The sequence below is a fragment of the Haloactinopolyspora alba genome (assembly GCF_003014555.1).
Lineage (GTDB): Bacteria > Actinomycetota > Actinomycetes > Jiangellales > Jiangellaceae > Haloactinopolyspora > Haloactinopolyspora alba.
The window spans coordinates 81,662-94,561 of record NZ_PYGE01000013.1 but is presented as its reverse complement, the minus strand read 5'-3'; the positions used below and the strand labels follow the sequence as shown (position 1 = coordinate 94,561).

Below are 12,900 nucleotides of genomic sequence, written 5' to 3'. Positions count from 1 at the left end.
ATCGTCGGGTGAGCAACGTCCGCGCGGCAACCGAGGCAGACATCGGCGAGCTCGTCCGGTTGCGGGTCGTGTTCGCCGAGGCCATGGGTGGAAGCTTCAACCCGCCTTCCGCTGATTCGCGATGGCGAGACAACTGTGCCGCCGTCCTGGCCGGCCAGTTGGCGGCCGAGACCATGCGCATCCTCGTCGTGGACGGCACGAGCGGCCTTGCGGCGTGCGGATACGGGACGATCGAGCAATGGGTGCCGGGCCCGCATCTGCCTCATGGCCGCATCGGGCACGTCATGGGTGTGGTCACCGATCCGGAACATCGCCGCCTCGGGCACGCCCGGACGATCATGGACGGGCTGCTCGAGTGGTTCCGGGAGCAGCGCATCCCCCGAGTCGATCTGCACGCCTCCGCCGACGGTGAGCCGCTCTACCGCAAGCTCGGCTTCACCGAGCACCCCGACCTCTCGATGAGCTGGCGAACCTAGGCGACTTCCCGGCCCCGGGCTCCGGAACGCAGTAAAGTTCCACGCGTCCCAACCGGCGCGTCAGCGGCCGGACGAACTTCGCGAACGGGGGTTTCACGACTCGATGAGTACACCGCAGATGCCCGAGACCGTGCAGGCGTTCGTCGACTCCGTCAACCGCTCCGACGAGGAGGCGTTCCTGGCCGCGTTCACCGCCGACGGATTCGTCGACGACTGGGGCCGGACGTTCACCGGCCGCGAGGCGATCAAGGGCTGGAGCGACCGCGAGTTCCTGGGTGCCGACGGCGTGCTCACGCCCGAAGAGGTCACCACGGACGGCGACACCGTCACCGTCGTGGGCGACTGGCGCAGTACGCACGCCAACGGACGCAGCAGCTTCGCCTTCCGCCTCGCCGGCGACCGCATCGCCTCGATGACCATCCGCGAAGGCTGACCCGCAGCAGCCGGCGGACTTGCCCAGTACCGTTCAGCGATCGGTCACCGGGAGTCATAGCGGCGGTTACCCAGGGGCGGAATCGTGCGGACATGGACGATTCGCGCCGGCGTCGATCGAGCGCCGAACCCCTGTCCCGTCGTCTGTTCGTTGCCGGACTCGGGGCCTCGGCCGCGGCCGTCGCAGGCCCGGCGTTGATCCGCGCCGACGGTGCGCACGCCGCCGCGCCCGGCACCGGTGGCGCACTTCCCGATGACCTGTTCTCGCTGGGAGTCGCCTCCGGCGACCCGCTTCCGGACGGTGTCGTGCTGTGGACGCGTCTGGCGCCCGACCCGCTGGCCGGCGGCGGGCTACCGCCTCGGGCATACCCGGTCGAGTGGGAGGTCGCCGAGGACGAGCGTTTCTCTCGCGTCGTGCGCCGCGGCCGCGAGGTCGCGCTGGCTCAGTTCGGGCACAGCGTCCACGTCGAGGTCGACGGCCTACGTCCGGGCGCCGACTACGTCTACCGGTTCCGGGCCGGCGGCCGGATCTCTCCCGTGGGAAGGACCCGAACCGCCCCGGCCGGCGCTACGTCCGCGTTACGGTTCGCGTTCGCGTCCTGCCAGAACTGGCAGGACGGGTACTTCACCGCATACGAGGCGTTGGCGGCGGAAGACCTCGACTTCGTGGCCTTTCTCGGTGACTACATCTACGAGTCCGAGCCGCGGACGACGACGGTTCGCACCCATGAGGGCTCCGGTGAACCGACTACGCTCGAGGAGTACCGGAACCGCCATGCGCAGTACAAGAGTGACGTCCACCTGCAAGCTGTGCATGCGGCGTTTCCGTGGATCGTCACCTGGGACGACCATGAGGTCGACAACAACTGGGCCGACGAGATCCCACAGGACCCGGACAAGCAGAGCCCGGCGCAGTTCCGTGCCCGGCGGGAGGCCGCGTTCCAGGCATACTACGAGCACATGCCGTTGCGGCGGCGTTCCCGTCCGCGCGGTCTCGACATGCAGCTGTACCGCAGGCTCGGGTTCGGCGACCTCGTCGACCTGCATGTTCTGGACACCCGGCAGTACCGCTCCGACCAGCCGTCCACGTTGGAGGCTGCCGAGACGGACACCTCGTTGACCATGACCGGAGACGAGCAGGAGCGGTGGCTGGTGGACGGGCTCACCGACGGCTCCACACGCTGGAATCTGCTGGCCAACCAGGTCATGTGGGCGCAGAACGACCGCCGGGCAGGCCCTGAGGACGTCTTCGACTTCGACAACTGGGACGGCTACCGGGTTCAGCGACGGCGGATGCTGGAACTGTTCGGAACCGACCAGGTGTCGAACCCGGTCGTATTGACCGGTGACCGGCACTGTACGTGGGTCTGCGACCTCGAGCCCGACTTCGACGACCCGTCGGCGGCAGCCGTCGGGGCCGAGATCACCGGGACGTCGATCTCGTCGGGCGGCAACTCCGATCCGGACAGGTTCCAGGCGACGTACCGGCCGATCGCGGCGGAGAGCCCGCACTGGAAGTACTTCGACAACCAGCGTGGCTACATGGTGTGCGACGTCGACCGCGACCGGATGCTGAGTTCGCTTCGACTCGTCGACACGGTGTGGCAGCCCGAGGGGGCAACCGTGCGGACCGCGGCGGAGTTCGTCGTCGAGGCCGGCGTGCCGGGTGTGACGGTCGAGTACGAGGAGCCGCGGGCGGTTCACCGGCGTGCGCAGACGCGGCGGGAGGCCGGGCCGCAGTACGAGGTCGACGACGTCGAGGAGCATGTCGACCTGGGCAGGTGACTCGGCGGTCGCCTCGAACGGCGACCACACGTTCGATACTGTGCACCGATGCCGTCCGAAGCCGGGTACAGTCGTCGAGCTCCGGTGCTGATCGTCGTTGGCGGTCTTCCGGCGGCCGGGAAGTCGTCCGTCGCCCGGACGCTGGCTCCGCGACTACGAGCGGCGTACGTGCGCATCGACAGCATCGAGGTCGCCATCGACCGTGCCGAGGGCCGGTCGCGGGAGACGAACGGCTGGGACGCGCCGCCCGGCTACGCGGTGGGTTACGCCGTGGCTGCCGACCAGTTGCGTACCGGTCTCGACGTCGTCGCCGAATCCGTTAACCCGCTGCGTGCCAGCCGGGACGCGTGGCGGGACGCCGGGCTCGCGGCTGGCGCGGACGTCCTCGAGGTGGAGGTCGTCTGCTCCGACACCGACGAGCATCGCCGGCGTGCCGAGGAGCGGGTGTCGGACCTTGAAGGGCTCGCATTGCCGAGGTGGGAGCAGATCGTCAACCGCGAATACGAGCGATGGGACCGCGACAGGATCGTCGTGGATACCGCAGTTCTCGGCGTGGACGAAGCCGTGCGGCTGCTGCTACATGCTCATCATCAGCAGCAATGCCAGGACGGCGAGTACCCCGAGGAGCAACCCGACCGTCTGTGACCCGCGCCGCGGGTGTGCGATCCATCTGCGCATGCCGGCCAGCGGATGTGGCCGTCCGTATGTCTCGGACACTCGTGACCTCCTGCGTCTGCGCAGGCTGTGATGCCTGTGGCGGGGTCCGCCGGATGCGGATGCGGATGCGTGGCCCGGCCCCGGCGGCCCCCGTACTTCCGGCCGTCAAGCACCAGGGTCACCGGCAACGCGCGTGCGGTCAAGTGGTTCCGGCCATGCCCGTGGGTGAACACCCGATGACCGGCCCGTAGACGTACCCGTTCACAATGTTCGGCGGCGACCATCGTCGGCGGCGCGGCGCAGCAACTTCTCCGCCGCCGGCGACGGGTGCATTTGACGTCGGGCGCCGGAGAATGGGACGCATGCGGATTCTGGTTCTGGGCGGCACCTGGTTCATCGGCCGGCGGATCGTCGAGCGTCTGCACGAGCGTGGTGACGACGTGCTGGTCGTCCACCGCGGGCGCAGCGAGCCGGACGGCTGGGTCCCGGTGGAGCATCTGCGGACCGACCGGCGCGACCTGCACGCACACGCCGGCCGGGTCCGCTCGTTCGCGCCGGACGCGGTCGTCGACACGCTGGCGCTGAGCGCCGCCGACGTCGACGCCGTCCTGCCGGTCCTGCCCGAGGTGCCGACCGTGGTGCTGTCCAGCCAGGACGTCTACCAGGCGCACACCGGACTGCGCCACGGCAGGTGCGAGTCGCCGGTGCCGCTGACGGAGAGCTCGACGCTGCGTCGCGAGCGCTATCCGTACCGGGGCGCCGGCATCAACCACGTGCCCGACGACTACGACAAGCTCGACGTCGAGGATCGGTGGTGTTCCCGGGCAGCCACGATTCTGCGGCTGCCGCTGGTCTACGGCCCGCACGACTGGCAACGGCGGGAGGACGTCGTGTTGCGCAGGCTCCGTGCCGGCCGGCGACAGATCCCGATCGGCGCGGGTAACCTGCTCTGGACCCGGTGCCACGTGGACGATCTCGCCACCGGTGTGCTGGCGGCCCTGGACACGCGGGCAGCCGACGGACTGACCTTCAATCTCGGAGAGAGTCGCACCTGGCCGCTGGCTGCCTGGTTCACGCAGATCATCGGGGCCGCCGGAGCCGACGCCGAACTCGTCCGGGTGCCCGACGCGGCCCTGCCACAGGACCTGGCGCTGACAGCCGTCCAGCAGCAACACCTGCTCGTCTCCGTCGCGCGGGCGCAGGAGGTGCTCGGCTGGACTCCGGGTGAACCGTCGCACCGCGTCTCCGAGTCCGTGCGGTGGCACCTGGAGCACCCTCCCGCGGAGGGCGCGTGGACCGACGAGGATGCTGCCGCGGACGACGACGCCCTGGCGGCGAGCGCGTAGCCGGCGGTGGCGGACACGTGATGCGTCAACCGTCGCCGGCGACGAGGTACCCGCGGGAACAACTCGTGATCTCACGGCGGGGCTCGGCGATCCGGCCGCATGTGAGCGTTTAGGGTACTGCTCTGTCACGGATGTGCCGCATCCGTGACTTACGTATGTGGCCACCCGAAACGGTCGGCCGTACGAGCAGGACCAGTGGAGTTCCGGAGGAGACCTCATGCATGTGCGTCCGCGTCGTGTCCGTTCCGCGAGTGTTGTGATGGTCGCGGCCAGTGCTCTGGCGGTGAGCTCGTGCGGAGGGGAGTCGGTACGGTTCGGTGGCGAGGACGTCGCGAACGCCGAGGAGGTGCTGGCTTCCGCGGACGACGCGTTCGACGGCGTGGTCCAGGCCGGCGTGAGCGCGGGCACGACGACGGTGTCCGACGATTCGCGCTGCTACTTCCGCGAGGCCGGCGAGGACGGGGTCGATCGGACCGCGTTCTGTGGGCCGGTACGGCGGATCGGCGGGAACGCCGACGAGGCGTGGTTGCCGGTCCCGTTGGCGGCGGACGGCTCGACCGAGGACGGTCTCCGGCTGACGGTGGCCGCGACGGAGACGTCGGAGCTGACGGCGGTGGACAGTGGCGAGCTGTTCCGACCGGACGGTGGTGAGCCGGTGGCGGCGGACTCGCTGGACGAGCCGCAGGCGCCGGAGGCTCCGTTCGCCGATCGGGCGGTCGCGCTGCCGTTGAACCAGTCCGGCGTCGACGCGGAGTTCGAGCAGCTGGAGCAGCCGTACACGCTGATCACGCCGTCGGTGACGGTCACCGTCCAAGCGGCGGCGACGCTGGACGCGGTACCGGCGGACGTGGTGGATCAGGTGAGCGAATCCGGTGAGAGCTCCAGCACCGTCGGGGGTACCGGTGCGGCCGAGGAATCCGATGACACGGCGACGGGGGAGCCGTCGGTGCCGTTCTACCGGCCCGCCGAGGGGCAGCAGGTGCAGGCATGGCAGGTCACGTTCGGCCCGCCGCCGGAGATCGCGCCGGCCGAGGACGACCAGTACTTCGGGTTCGGCGGTGGCTCCGCGGAGCCGCGGGACGCTTCGACGTCGTTCGCGCTGGCGGCCGGGAACCAGCGGCTGACCGTGCGCGGCAACCTCGACATGGGCACCGGCATGGAGGTGGACACCCTGGGCGTGGGCTGCGACGAGGTGCCCTGCCAGACGAACGAGCAGCAGCAGTACCTGTTGCTCGCGTCGATGGCCGAGGACGCGTCGCCGTCACTGGTGGCGACCGTCGATGGTGCCGATCAGTCGCTGTCGCTGGACGACGGCACGCTGACGTCGGACGTGTCGCAGGTCGCTTACGACCGGGAGCGGCTGTCGCAGCAGGTCTCGACCACCTGGCCGAACAAGACGATCGTCGTCCGCACCGAGGAGCAGCTCGACAAGGAGGTCGAGGACGCGGTCTTCTTCGACGACATCACCTACAACTACGGCGGCGCCGTCCAGCAGGTCTTCCTGTCCCCGTTCGACTACGCCAAGGGCTGGGCACCGTCCGGCAAGGCGTGGCTGACCGTTCCGATCATCAACCGGCCGGACGACCTGAGCAGTGGCGAACTGAGTCTGGACGAGGCCGCGACGATGACGCTGAAGGTGGGAGATCAGCGGATCGCGGCGCAGTCCGGTGCCGGCCGTGATTCCTGGGCCGTGTTCCAGGTGAACGACACGTTCACCAAGGGCACCGTCGTGTACCGGCCGACCGGCAGCGTCAGCGTCTACGACCAGAACTACCCGCTGAAGACCGACGAACCGCTGACGCTCGACGTCGCCCTGCCCGCCGCGGAGTGATCGTCACGGGGGCTCGACCGCGGCGATGCGGTACTTGTGGACGTCGGCCGAACGCAGCGGCGGCAGGTCCGGCTCGGGCCCGCCGGAGGAGCGGAAGCGCTGCAGGTCCTCGTCGGACTCCCACTGCTCGTGGATGACGATGCGCTCCGGGTCCAGCGGGTCGGGGGCCTGGACGAAGTCGAGGCAGCCCGGTGCGGCTCGCGCGGCGCGAGTGACGTCGGCGACCGCGGCCAGGTAGCGGTCGCGGTCGGCGGGGTCCACGCGCAGCGTCCCGGCGATGATGATCATCCCGAATCCCGTCCTTCCGGCCGTCGAGTCCCTCGACGCTACGCCGTCGCGTCACGGAGCGGCCGTGCGGGCCGCAGCGGAGTCCGCGGATCTCGACGGGACTCGCCGGGTTCTGGCACGATCGTTGATCGTGAGGGAAGCATCCCGCAGCACGTGGACGCGACCTGAACCCGCCTCGTGACGGCGGTGCAGCGCAGCCGACCGAGGGGGACGCCGCATGCCGAACGCAGGACTCGCTCACGCCCGGACCCGCCGCTCGGCGGTGCTCGTCGCCGCACTGGTCGCTGTGCTGGTGGCGGCCACGGTGGTGGCGCGGCCGTGGTCGACGGACGCGGAGGGAACGACGCCGACGACCGGTGAGGACGTCGTGCTTTCGAAGCCGACCGTGCGCTACGACTCGCACTGCGACTGCACGGTGGTGACCGTGCGGTGGCAGGCGGACCGCGACCTCGAGAACGGCTGGGACGCCGTCGTCGTCCACGCCGACGAGACGGTCACGATGCTGGGCGGCTCCGTCATTGTCTGTGATGCCGGTCCCGCTCCGGACAGGTGCCGCACGCACGGAGTGCAGCTGGAGGCTTCGACCGGAGTCGGTCAGACGTTCGCCAGCGAGGAGGGCGAACACGGGACGATCTCGATGTCCGTCCGCGACTACACCGGGGTCGAGGGCCGCTGTCCGCTCACCATTCACTACGCTCACGGCGGCACCGACGACCGGATCCACCCCGACATCCGGCCCGGCAAGGTCCGGTTCCGGAGCAAGGCCGATTTCTGGAGGACGGAGGAGTCCTACCGCCCTGCGTGTTGATTCTCTGCTGCCAGCAGATTGTCTTGGTCCGCTCACCTGCGGCGGCTCAGGATCGAACTGACGCCGGGTCGTCCGGCGTCGGTTCGCTTCGATCGACGAGACGCTGGGAGAGACCATGCGGACTTCCGTTGCCCAATCCACCTCGAGCGCCGGAACGCTCGACGACCAGCTGGCGGCGAGGTTGCTGCACCAACGCATCATCGTCCTCGGCACCGAGGTCGACGATCAGGTGGCCAACCGGCTGTGTGCCGAGCTGTTGCTGCTGTCGGCCGAGGACCCGCGTACCGACATCAGCCTGTACATCAACTCGCCGGGCGGCTCGGTCAGCGCCGGGCTGGCGATCTACGACACGATGCGGCTGATCCCCAACGACGTCAGCACGCTCGCGATGGGCTTCGCCGCGAGCATGGGCCAGTTCCTGCTGTGCGCGGGCACCGCCGGCAAGCGTTACAGCCTGCCGCACACCCAGGTGCTGATGCACCAGGGCTCGGCCGGGTTCGGCGGCACGGCCGCGGACATCGAGATCTACGCCGAGCAGCTCGAACGGACGTCGGCGCTGATGAACCGGCTCACCGCCGAGCACACCGGACAGACGGAGGAGACGATCGAGAACGACGGCCTGCGTGACCGGTGGTTCACCGCCGAGGAGGCGCGTGAGTACGGAATGATCGACCGGATCGTGGAGCAGGTCGACGACGTCCGTCCCGCGTTTGCGGGCCGTTCGGTGGGGGTGTGAGCCGATGAGCCAGTACACGATCCCGTCCGTCGTCGAGAAGACGGCAACCGGCGAGCGTGCCTCGGACATCTACTCGAGGCTGCTGTCGGAGCGCATCATCTTCCTCGGCACCGAGATCGACGACGGTGTGGCCAACGTCGTGATGGCGCAGCTGCTGCACCTGGAGTTCGCCAGCCCGGACGCGGAGATCGGGCTGTACATCAACTCACCGGGTGGTTCGTACAGTGCGCTGACCGCGATCTACGACACGATGCAGTTCATCCGTCCGGACGTCGCCACCGTCTGCATGGGGCAGGCGGCGTCGGCCGCGGCCGTGCTGCTGGCCGGCGGAGCGCCCGGCAAACGGTCCGTGCTGCGGCACGGCAAGGTCGTGCTGCATCAGCCTTCCAGCCAGGCCCGCGGCACCCTGCCGGACCTGGCCATCGAGGCGAAGGAGATGGCGAAGGTGCGTGCCGAGATGGACGCGATCCTCAGTGCGCACACCGGCCATCCGGTGGAGAAGATCCGCGCCGACACGGACCGGAACATCACCTTCAACGCCCGCGAGGCCGTCACCTATGGCCTCGCGGACCGGGTCATCAGTACCCGCGAGGCGGCAGCGTCAGGACTGGCGGCGTGATCACGCCGCCTGCATGAGCGTGTCGCCTGGACGGTGCGTGGTCGGAGCGGTTCCCACGGAACGGCGCCGGCCACGCGCCACGTCCAGGCGGATGACTTCGGCCGATGCGGCGCGCTCGTCGAGCATGTCACGGCCGACCTCGGTGATCAGATCCGGCAGTTCGATCCGCAACGCGTCGCTGATGGCGGCCAGCACCTCCGACGATGCTTCCTTGCGGCCGCGTTCGACCTCGGAGAGGTACGGCATGGAGACCCGGGCGGCGCGGGCGACGTCGGCGAGCGTGCGGCGTTGTTCGAGGCGGGTGCGGCGCAGCACCTCGCCGAGGGTGGTCCGCAGCAGGGGGCGGTCCGAAGGCTCGGGCGTGGTTGGGCCGGACGTGACCGAATCGGACATCGATCTTCCCTCCTGGCTGCGTGGGCGCCGTCACCGCTGACGCGGGTGGTTTCACGCTATCGGTGCGCACACGGCGGTAGGAGTGGGTTTCGCCGCCGGCGTACGACCGGCACATGGGTCAACCAGCCACCCGACGACGGCGAGCACGAACTCGCGTCTGGAGAGTGTTCGCAGCGTGTTCCGATCGGATCCGCCAGCACGGTGTGGCGGTGCTGCTGCCCAGCAGAACGATCGCCGGGCGTTGGAGATGGCCGACGTCGACCGAAGCGCTGTCCAATGCTCGGCCCCGGGCAAGCACGTGAGCAGGCCCGCCGGCGACGTCACATGCCGTGGCGTTCGTACGGGTCCGTGACGGTGTGCAACGGCAGGCGAACCGAGCGCGGCGCATCCAGGTGGTCGGGGCGATCGTGCCAGGACACCGTGATCTCGCTGACCCGCAGTTCAAGGGGTTGGATCAGCATGTATCGCTCCGCATGCCCGGGTGGGAAGCGGTCCACGATGATCGAACCCTCATGCCGGACGAGATTGCGCACGTCAACGCGGACGCCGTAGGCGGTGTCGTTGCCGTCGTTACGCAACACGTAACGATGGTGGCTCACGTGTTCGAGACCGAAGACCGCGCCTGGCCAGATGCGCTCCGCCAGCGTGCTCGCCTGCTCCGGCCGGGTCACCGCCGTGACTGTCCGGCGCACATACCATGTCGCCCACAGCGCGAACCCGAGGGCTGCGACGACGACCACGGCCGACGCAACGTCCATATGTCAAACGTACCTCCGAAAAACGCGGTATGGCCTGCGCTGACGTGTAACGTTTCGGCATTCTGGCGGCCCGCGGCGCGCTCGCCCGCCGGGTGACGTCGGGGGCGGCCCGCATCAATGCTGTCGTGGTTTCCGCCGCCTGGTCGAGCAGCCCGGGGGCAAGGCAGCCGATCATGCTCATCGGCCCGGCCATTGCAGGCTCTCGCCGGATCCGGCCAGCGCATCGGTCCAGATCGGGCATTGCAGGGCGATCGTCGTGGCGAGGATCGGCCAATCGATAGTGACTCGGCGTTAGAACTGCACGGATGAGGATGTTCGCGTCGAGCACCAGCCGGCGCTGAATCTCCACTACTGCGCCTCTCTGCGCCGAGCCGTCTTGAAGTCCTCGATGATCTCGTCAGGGTCGACGTGCTCGGCTTCCAGCAGCACGGTTGCGGCCGTGCCCACGCGAGGCGACAGAGCAGGCGAGGGCCGCCGACACGGACTCCCGACGAGCGTCGTGGCGATCGTCGAGACGTAGGCCGCCGTTTGGAACTCGTTGGTCTTGCCGTGCATGGTTCGAGGGGCCTCGTGCGTCATTGAGGGCGACAGACAAGTCCAGATGTGACAAGACAAGGATGCAGATGGACTCGGAATCGGAAGAGCAATTCCGACAGTTCGTCGAAGGCCGCTCCCTCGCGTTGCGACGTTTCGCGTACGTCATCAGTGGCGACATGTACAACGCCGAGGACCTCGTTCAGGGTGCGCTGGCGAAACTCGTCAAGAAATGGCGCAAGATCGACGACCCGGAGCGATATGTGCGCCGGATCATCTACAACGATCAGGCCAGCCGGTGGCGGCGGCGCGGGGTGGTCCGAGAGGACCCGGCCGGGCACGTACCGGAACGGCAGTCCGCGGATCCGGCCGGCGACGTGCAGCGGCGTCTCGACGTCCAGCGTGCGCTGTGGCTGCTCGCGCCGAGGCAGCGCGCCGTGTTGGTGCTCCGGTTCTACGAGGATCTGCCCGAGCGTGAGGTCGCGGTCGTCATGGACTGCTCGGTCGGCACCGTCCGCAGCCAGACGTCGCGTGCGCTAGGTCGTCTCCGTCAGCTCGCGCCTGAACTCAACGGTGAGAATTCCTCGTTGCCCGTCGAGAAAGGGACTCGACCATGAAAGTCGAAGACACCATCAGGGAAAACGTCGACCATATGACGCGAGCGGTCCACCCGCGGACCGGCCTGGCCGACGACGCTATCCGCCAAGCCCACACGAGCCGGCGTCGAGTCCGTATCGCGGTGGCAGGCAGTACGGCCGCGGTGGCCGGGCTCGGGGCATTCCTCGTCGTCGACCCGGGTGGCCTGCGCGACGGCTTCGACACGCCGGCTGCGAACGCACCACTTCCTGCCGCGTCGGACACTCGTATCGACTTCGACGATCTGCCACTCGGCTCGCCTCCCGAAGTCCCATGGCTGGCCGACGGCGCCATCCACGACGTCTCCGGCTCGACATCGTTCGGCGTCGATGTGAGCGCGGTCTCCATACGCCGCGTCGATGGTGGCCACGTCGTCAAAGCAGTCCCACCCGCCGACGCGCCCTTCGATGATGTCGAAACGGTACCGGACTGGCCGCACGCTCGACTGTTCTTCGTCCCCCAGGACGGCGAAGCCACAGTCCTGGCCGAGGGCCGGGTCACGACGGTCGCCGTGTCGCCGTCCGGCAAGCGAGTCGCGTGGGGCATGGCCGATCTCACGGACGCGTCGGGCGATTTCAACGACCAGGACGACATGAGGTCCAGCCTCACCGTCGCCGACGTGCGCACCGGTGAGGTCATAGACGAGATCACGGAGATCCCGGCAATGATGTCGAGTCCGGCGGGCTTCCTCGGTGAGGACCGAGTGTTGTACGCGTCCGACAGGAACAAGACGCCGCTCGGAACCTTCCTGTGGGAGATCGGCGGTGACACCTCACGTTGGCGAGACGGAGGAAGTGTGGTGGCTGTGTCGGCGTCGGCCGGGCTCGCCGCCGTCCGTCCCCGTGGCGGCCCAACGGAGATCGTCGGCGTCGAATCCGGGGAGGTGCTCTGGAGCGTTGAGCGCACCATAGCGACCCCGCTGGATACGCTGGCATTTTCCCCGGATGGTCAGTATGCGGCGATCGTCGAGAACACGCACGTCGTGATCAGGGATGCGCGTACCGGTGAGGAGGTACGCCGGATCATGGTGGAAACTCCGGAGCATCCGCGGTGGGAGTCCGACGATTCACTGGTGTTCGGTGCTTATCAGGACACGACGCAGGCGGCGTTGGTGCGTTGCCCGGTCGAGGGCGACTGTGAGTTGGCCACCGAACCGCGTCAGCTGGACGATGATCCGCATACTCGGGACAATCCCTATCGCCTGGGAACGTAGTGACGATGTGCCGACGTTCGGCGGGGCCCGGTGACGATCGCGGTGTCGTCACCGGGCCCCGGCCGTTCGGTCGTTGTTCGATTGCGACGTCAGCGCGTGGCCTCCTCCGCCGCGGAGCAGCGCTGGAGTCCATCGATCGTGGCCAGTCTTGGGCATCCAGCAGCGCTGCTCCTTCGTCTGCGGGAACACCGGCCGATCCACAGGTTTCAAGCATTGCTCCAGTTCGCGCCGAGAGCTCAAGGCACGGCTCCGACTGCGTGGGCCGATCGCGAGCCCACGGCGTGCCACGTTCCTGTGTCGAAACGTCCGGCCCCGCACAACCAGCGCGTAGGGCCGCTCAGCCTGGCGGCGGCGCGGTGCTGGCGCGGACGATCAGCTCGGGCGCGAC

15 protein-coding genes are annotated in these 12,900 nt (G+C 68.8%); 11 read left to right on the top strand and 4 right to left on the bottom strand.

Annotated elements, in window-relative coordinates; translation table 11 throughout:
• Nucleotides 1–8: 8 nt before the first annotated feature.
• The 6 genes from CLV30_RS17260 (at nucleotide 9) to CLV30_RS17235 (ending at nucleotide 6,527) form a co-directional block, all read left to right on the top strand.
• Nucleotides 9–476, top strand: coding sequence for a GNAT family N-acetyltransferase (locus CLV30_RS17260; protein ID WP_205741051.1), 468 nt, complete (start codon nucleotides 9–11; stop codon nucleotides 474–476).
• A 103-nt stretch (nucleotides 477–579) separates the two neighbouring features.
• Nucleotides 580–909, top strand: coding sequence for a nuclear transport factor 2 family protein (locus tag CLV30_RS17255; protein ID WP_106538464.1), 330 nt, complete (start codon nucleotides 580–582; stop codon nucleotides 907–909).
• Nucleotides 910–1,001: 92 nt separating this feature from the next.
• On the top strand, nucleotides 1,002–2,693 hold the full coding sequence (locus CLV30_RS17250; protein WP_106538463.1) for an alkaline phosphatase D family protein: 1,692 nt from the start codon (nucleotides 1,002–1,004) through the stop codon (nucleotides 2,691–2,693).
• Nucleotides 2,694–2,741: 48 nt separating this feature from the next.
• Nucleotides 2,742–3,338: a P-loop nucleotide/nucleoside kinase family protein gene (locus CLV30_RS17245; protein WP_276320019.1), complete on the top strand. Its 597-nt coding sequence runs from the start codon at nucleotides 2,742–2,744 to the stop codon at nucleotides 3,336–3,338.
• A gap of 374 nt (nucleotides 3,339–3,712) precedes the next feature.
• Nucleotides 3,713–4,696, top strand: coding sequence for an NAD-dependent epimerase/dehydratase family protein (locus CLV30_RS17240; RefSeq protein ID WP_165358717.1), 984 nt, complete (start codon nucleotides 3,713–3,715; stop codon nucleotides 4,694–4,696).
• Between the two features lie 217 nt (nucleotides 4,697–4,913).
• Nucleotides 4,914–6,527, top strand: coding sequence for a hypothetical protein (locus tag CLV30_RS17235; RefSeq protein ID WP_129711095.1), 1,614 nt, complete (start codon nucleotides 4,914–4,916; stop codon nucleotides 6,525–6,527).
• A gap of 3 nt (nucleotides 6,528–6,530) precedes the next feature.
• On the opposite strand, the gene CLV30_RS17230 is transcribed toward CLV30_RS17235, so the two are convergent.
• Nucleotides 6,531–6,815 carry a putative quinol monooxygenase gene (locus tag CLV30_RS17230; RefSeq protein ID WP_106538459.1) on the bottom strand — a complete coding sequence of 95 codons (285 nt, stop codon included), beginning with the start codon at nucleotides 6,813–6,815 and terminating at the stop codon, nucleotides 6,531–6,533.
• A gap of 217 nt (nucleotides 6,816–7,032) precedes the next feature.
• Between CLV30_RS17230 and CLV30_RS17225 the strand changes: the two genes are divergently transcribed.
• The 3 genes from CLV30_RS17225 (at nucleotide 7,033) to CLV30_RS17215 (ending at nucleotide 8,978) form a co-directional block, all read left to right on the top strand.
• A complete protein-coding gene (locus CLV30_RS17225) occupies nucleotides 7,033–7,623 on the top strand; it encodes a hypothetical protein (RefSeq protein ID WP_106538458.1) in 591 nt (196 codons plus the stop codon).
• Between the two features lie 115 nt (nucleotides 7,624–7,738).
• Complete coding sequence (locus CLV30_RS17220) at nucleotides 7,739–8,359, top strand: ClpP family protease (protein ID WP_106538457.1); 621 nt, start codon at nucleotides 7,739–7,741, stop codon at nucleotides 8,357–8,359.
• A 4-nt stretch (nucleotides 8,360–8,363) separates the two neighbouring features.
• Nucleotides 8,364–8,978: a ClpP family protease gene (locus tag CLV30_RS17215; protein ID WP_106538456.1), complete on the top strand. Its 615-nt coding sequence runs from the start codon at nucleotides 8,364–8,366 to the stop codon at nucleotides 8,976–8,978.
• Here CLV30_RS17215 and CLV30_RS17210 read toward each other — a convergent pair whose 3' ends face one another.
• The 3 genes from CLV30_RS17210 to CLV30_RS27920 all read right to left on the bottom strand — a co-directional run bounded on the left by CLV30_RS17210 (nucleotide 8,979) and on the right by CLV30_RS27920 (nucleotide 10,408).
• Nucleotides 8,979–9,371: a helix-turn-helix domain-containing protein gene (locus CLV30_RS17210; protein WP_106538455.1), complete on the bottom strand. Its 393-nt coding sequence runs from the start codon at nucleotides 9,369–9,371 to the stop codon at nucleotides 8,979–8,981. It abuts the gene before it with no gap.
• 320 nt (nucleotides 9,372–9,691) lie between these two features.
• The gene (locus tag CLV30_RS17205) at nucleotides 9,692–10,111 is read right to left on the bottom strand and encodes a hypothetical protein (RefSeq protein ID WP_129711094.1); all 420 of its coding nucleotides are present in this window, start codon (nucleotides 10,109–10,111) and stop codon (nucleotides 9,692–9,694) included.
• A gap of 195 nt (nucleotides 10,112–10,306) precedes the next feature.
• A complete protein-coding gene (locus CLV30_RS27920) occupies nucleotides 10,307–10,408 on the bottom strand; it encodes a PIN domain-containing protein (protein ID WP_106538515.1) in 102 nt (33 codons plus the stop codon).
• Nucleotides 10,409–10,752: 344 nt separating this feature from the next.
• Here CLV30_RS27920 and CLV30_RS17190 point away from each other — a divergent pair, with 344 nt between their 5' ends.
• Both CLV30_RS17190 and CLV30_RS17185 read left to right on the top strand, forming a co-directional pair.
• Nucleotides 10,753–11,280 (top strand): SigE family RNA polymerase sigma factor, encoded by a 528-nt coding sequence (locus CLV30_RS17190; protein ID WP_106538452.1) that lies wholly within the window; start codon nucleotides 10,753–10,755, stop codon nucleotides 11,278–11,280.
• On the top strand, nucleotides 11,277–12,512 hold the full coding sequence (locus tag CLV30_RS17185; RefSeq protein ID WP_129711093.1) for a WD40 repeat domain-containing protein: 1,236 nt from the start codon (nucleotides 11,277–11,279) through the stop codon (nucleotides 12,510–12,512). Before CLV30_RS17190 ends, CLV30_RS17185 begins: the two co-directional genes overlap by 4 nt.
• The last annotated feature ends 388 nt before the right edge of the window (nucleotides 12,513–12,900 follow it).

Bases quoted from the DNA above. Each gene is read 5' to 3' on its own strand.
- CLV30_RS17230 (WP_106538459.1), bottom strand. From the start codon at position 6,815: ATGATCATCATCGCCGGGACGCTGCGCGTGGACCCCGCCGACCGCGAC.
- CLV30_RS17250 (WP_106538463.1), top strand. From the start codon at position 1,002: ATGGACGATTCGCGCCGGCGTCGATCGAGCGCCGAACCCCTGTCCCGT.
- CLV30_RS17235 (WP_129711095.1), top strand. From the start codon at position 4,914: ATGCATGTGCGTCCGCGTCGTGTCCGTTCCGCGAGTGTTGTGATGGTC.
- CLV30_RS17220 (WP_106538457.1), top strand. From the start codon at position 7,739: ATGCGGACTTCCGTTGCCCAATCCACCTCGAGCGCCGGAACGCTCGAC.
- CLV30_RS17185 (WP_129711093.1), top strand. From the start codon at position 11,277: ATGAAAGTCGAAGACACCATCAGGGAAAACGTCGACCATATGACGCGA.
- CLV30_RS17240 (WP_165358717.1), top strand. From the start codon at position 3,713: ATGCGGATTCTGGTTCTGGGCGGCACCTGGTTCATCGGCCGGCGGATC.
- CLV30_RS17245 (WP_276320019.1), top strand. From the start codon at position 2,742: ATGCCGTCCGAAGCCGGGTACAGTCGTCGAGCTCCGGTGCTGATCGTC.
- CLV30_RS17255 (WP_106538464.1), top strand. From the start codon at position 580: ATGAGTACACCGCAGATGCCCGAGACCGTGCAGGCGTTCGTCGACTCC.
- CLV30_RS17225 (WP_106538458.1), top strand. From the start codon at position 7,033: ATGCCGAACGCAGGACTCGCTCACGCCCGGACCCGCCGCTCGGCGGTG.
- CLV30_RS17190 (WP_106538452.1), top strand. From the start codon at position 10,753: ATGGACTCGGAATCGGAAGAGCAATTCCGACAGTTCGTCGAAGGCCGC.
- CLV30_RS17215 (WP_106538456.1), top strand. From the start codon at position 8,364: ATGAGCCAGTACACGATCCCGTCCGTCGTCGAGAAGACGGCAACCGGC.
- CLV30_RS17210 (WP_106538455.1), bottom strand. From the start codon at position 9,371: ATGTCCGATTCGGTCACGTCCGGCCCAACCACGCCCGAGCCTTCGGAC.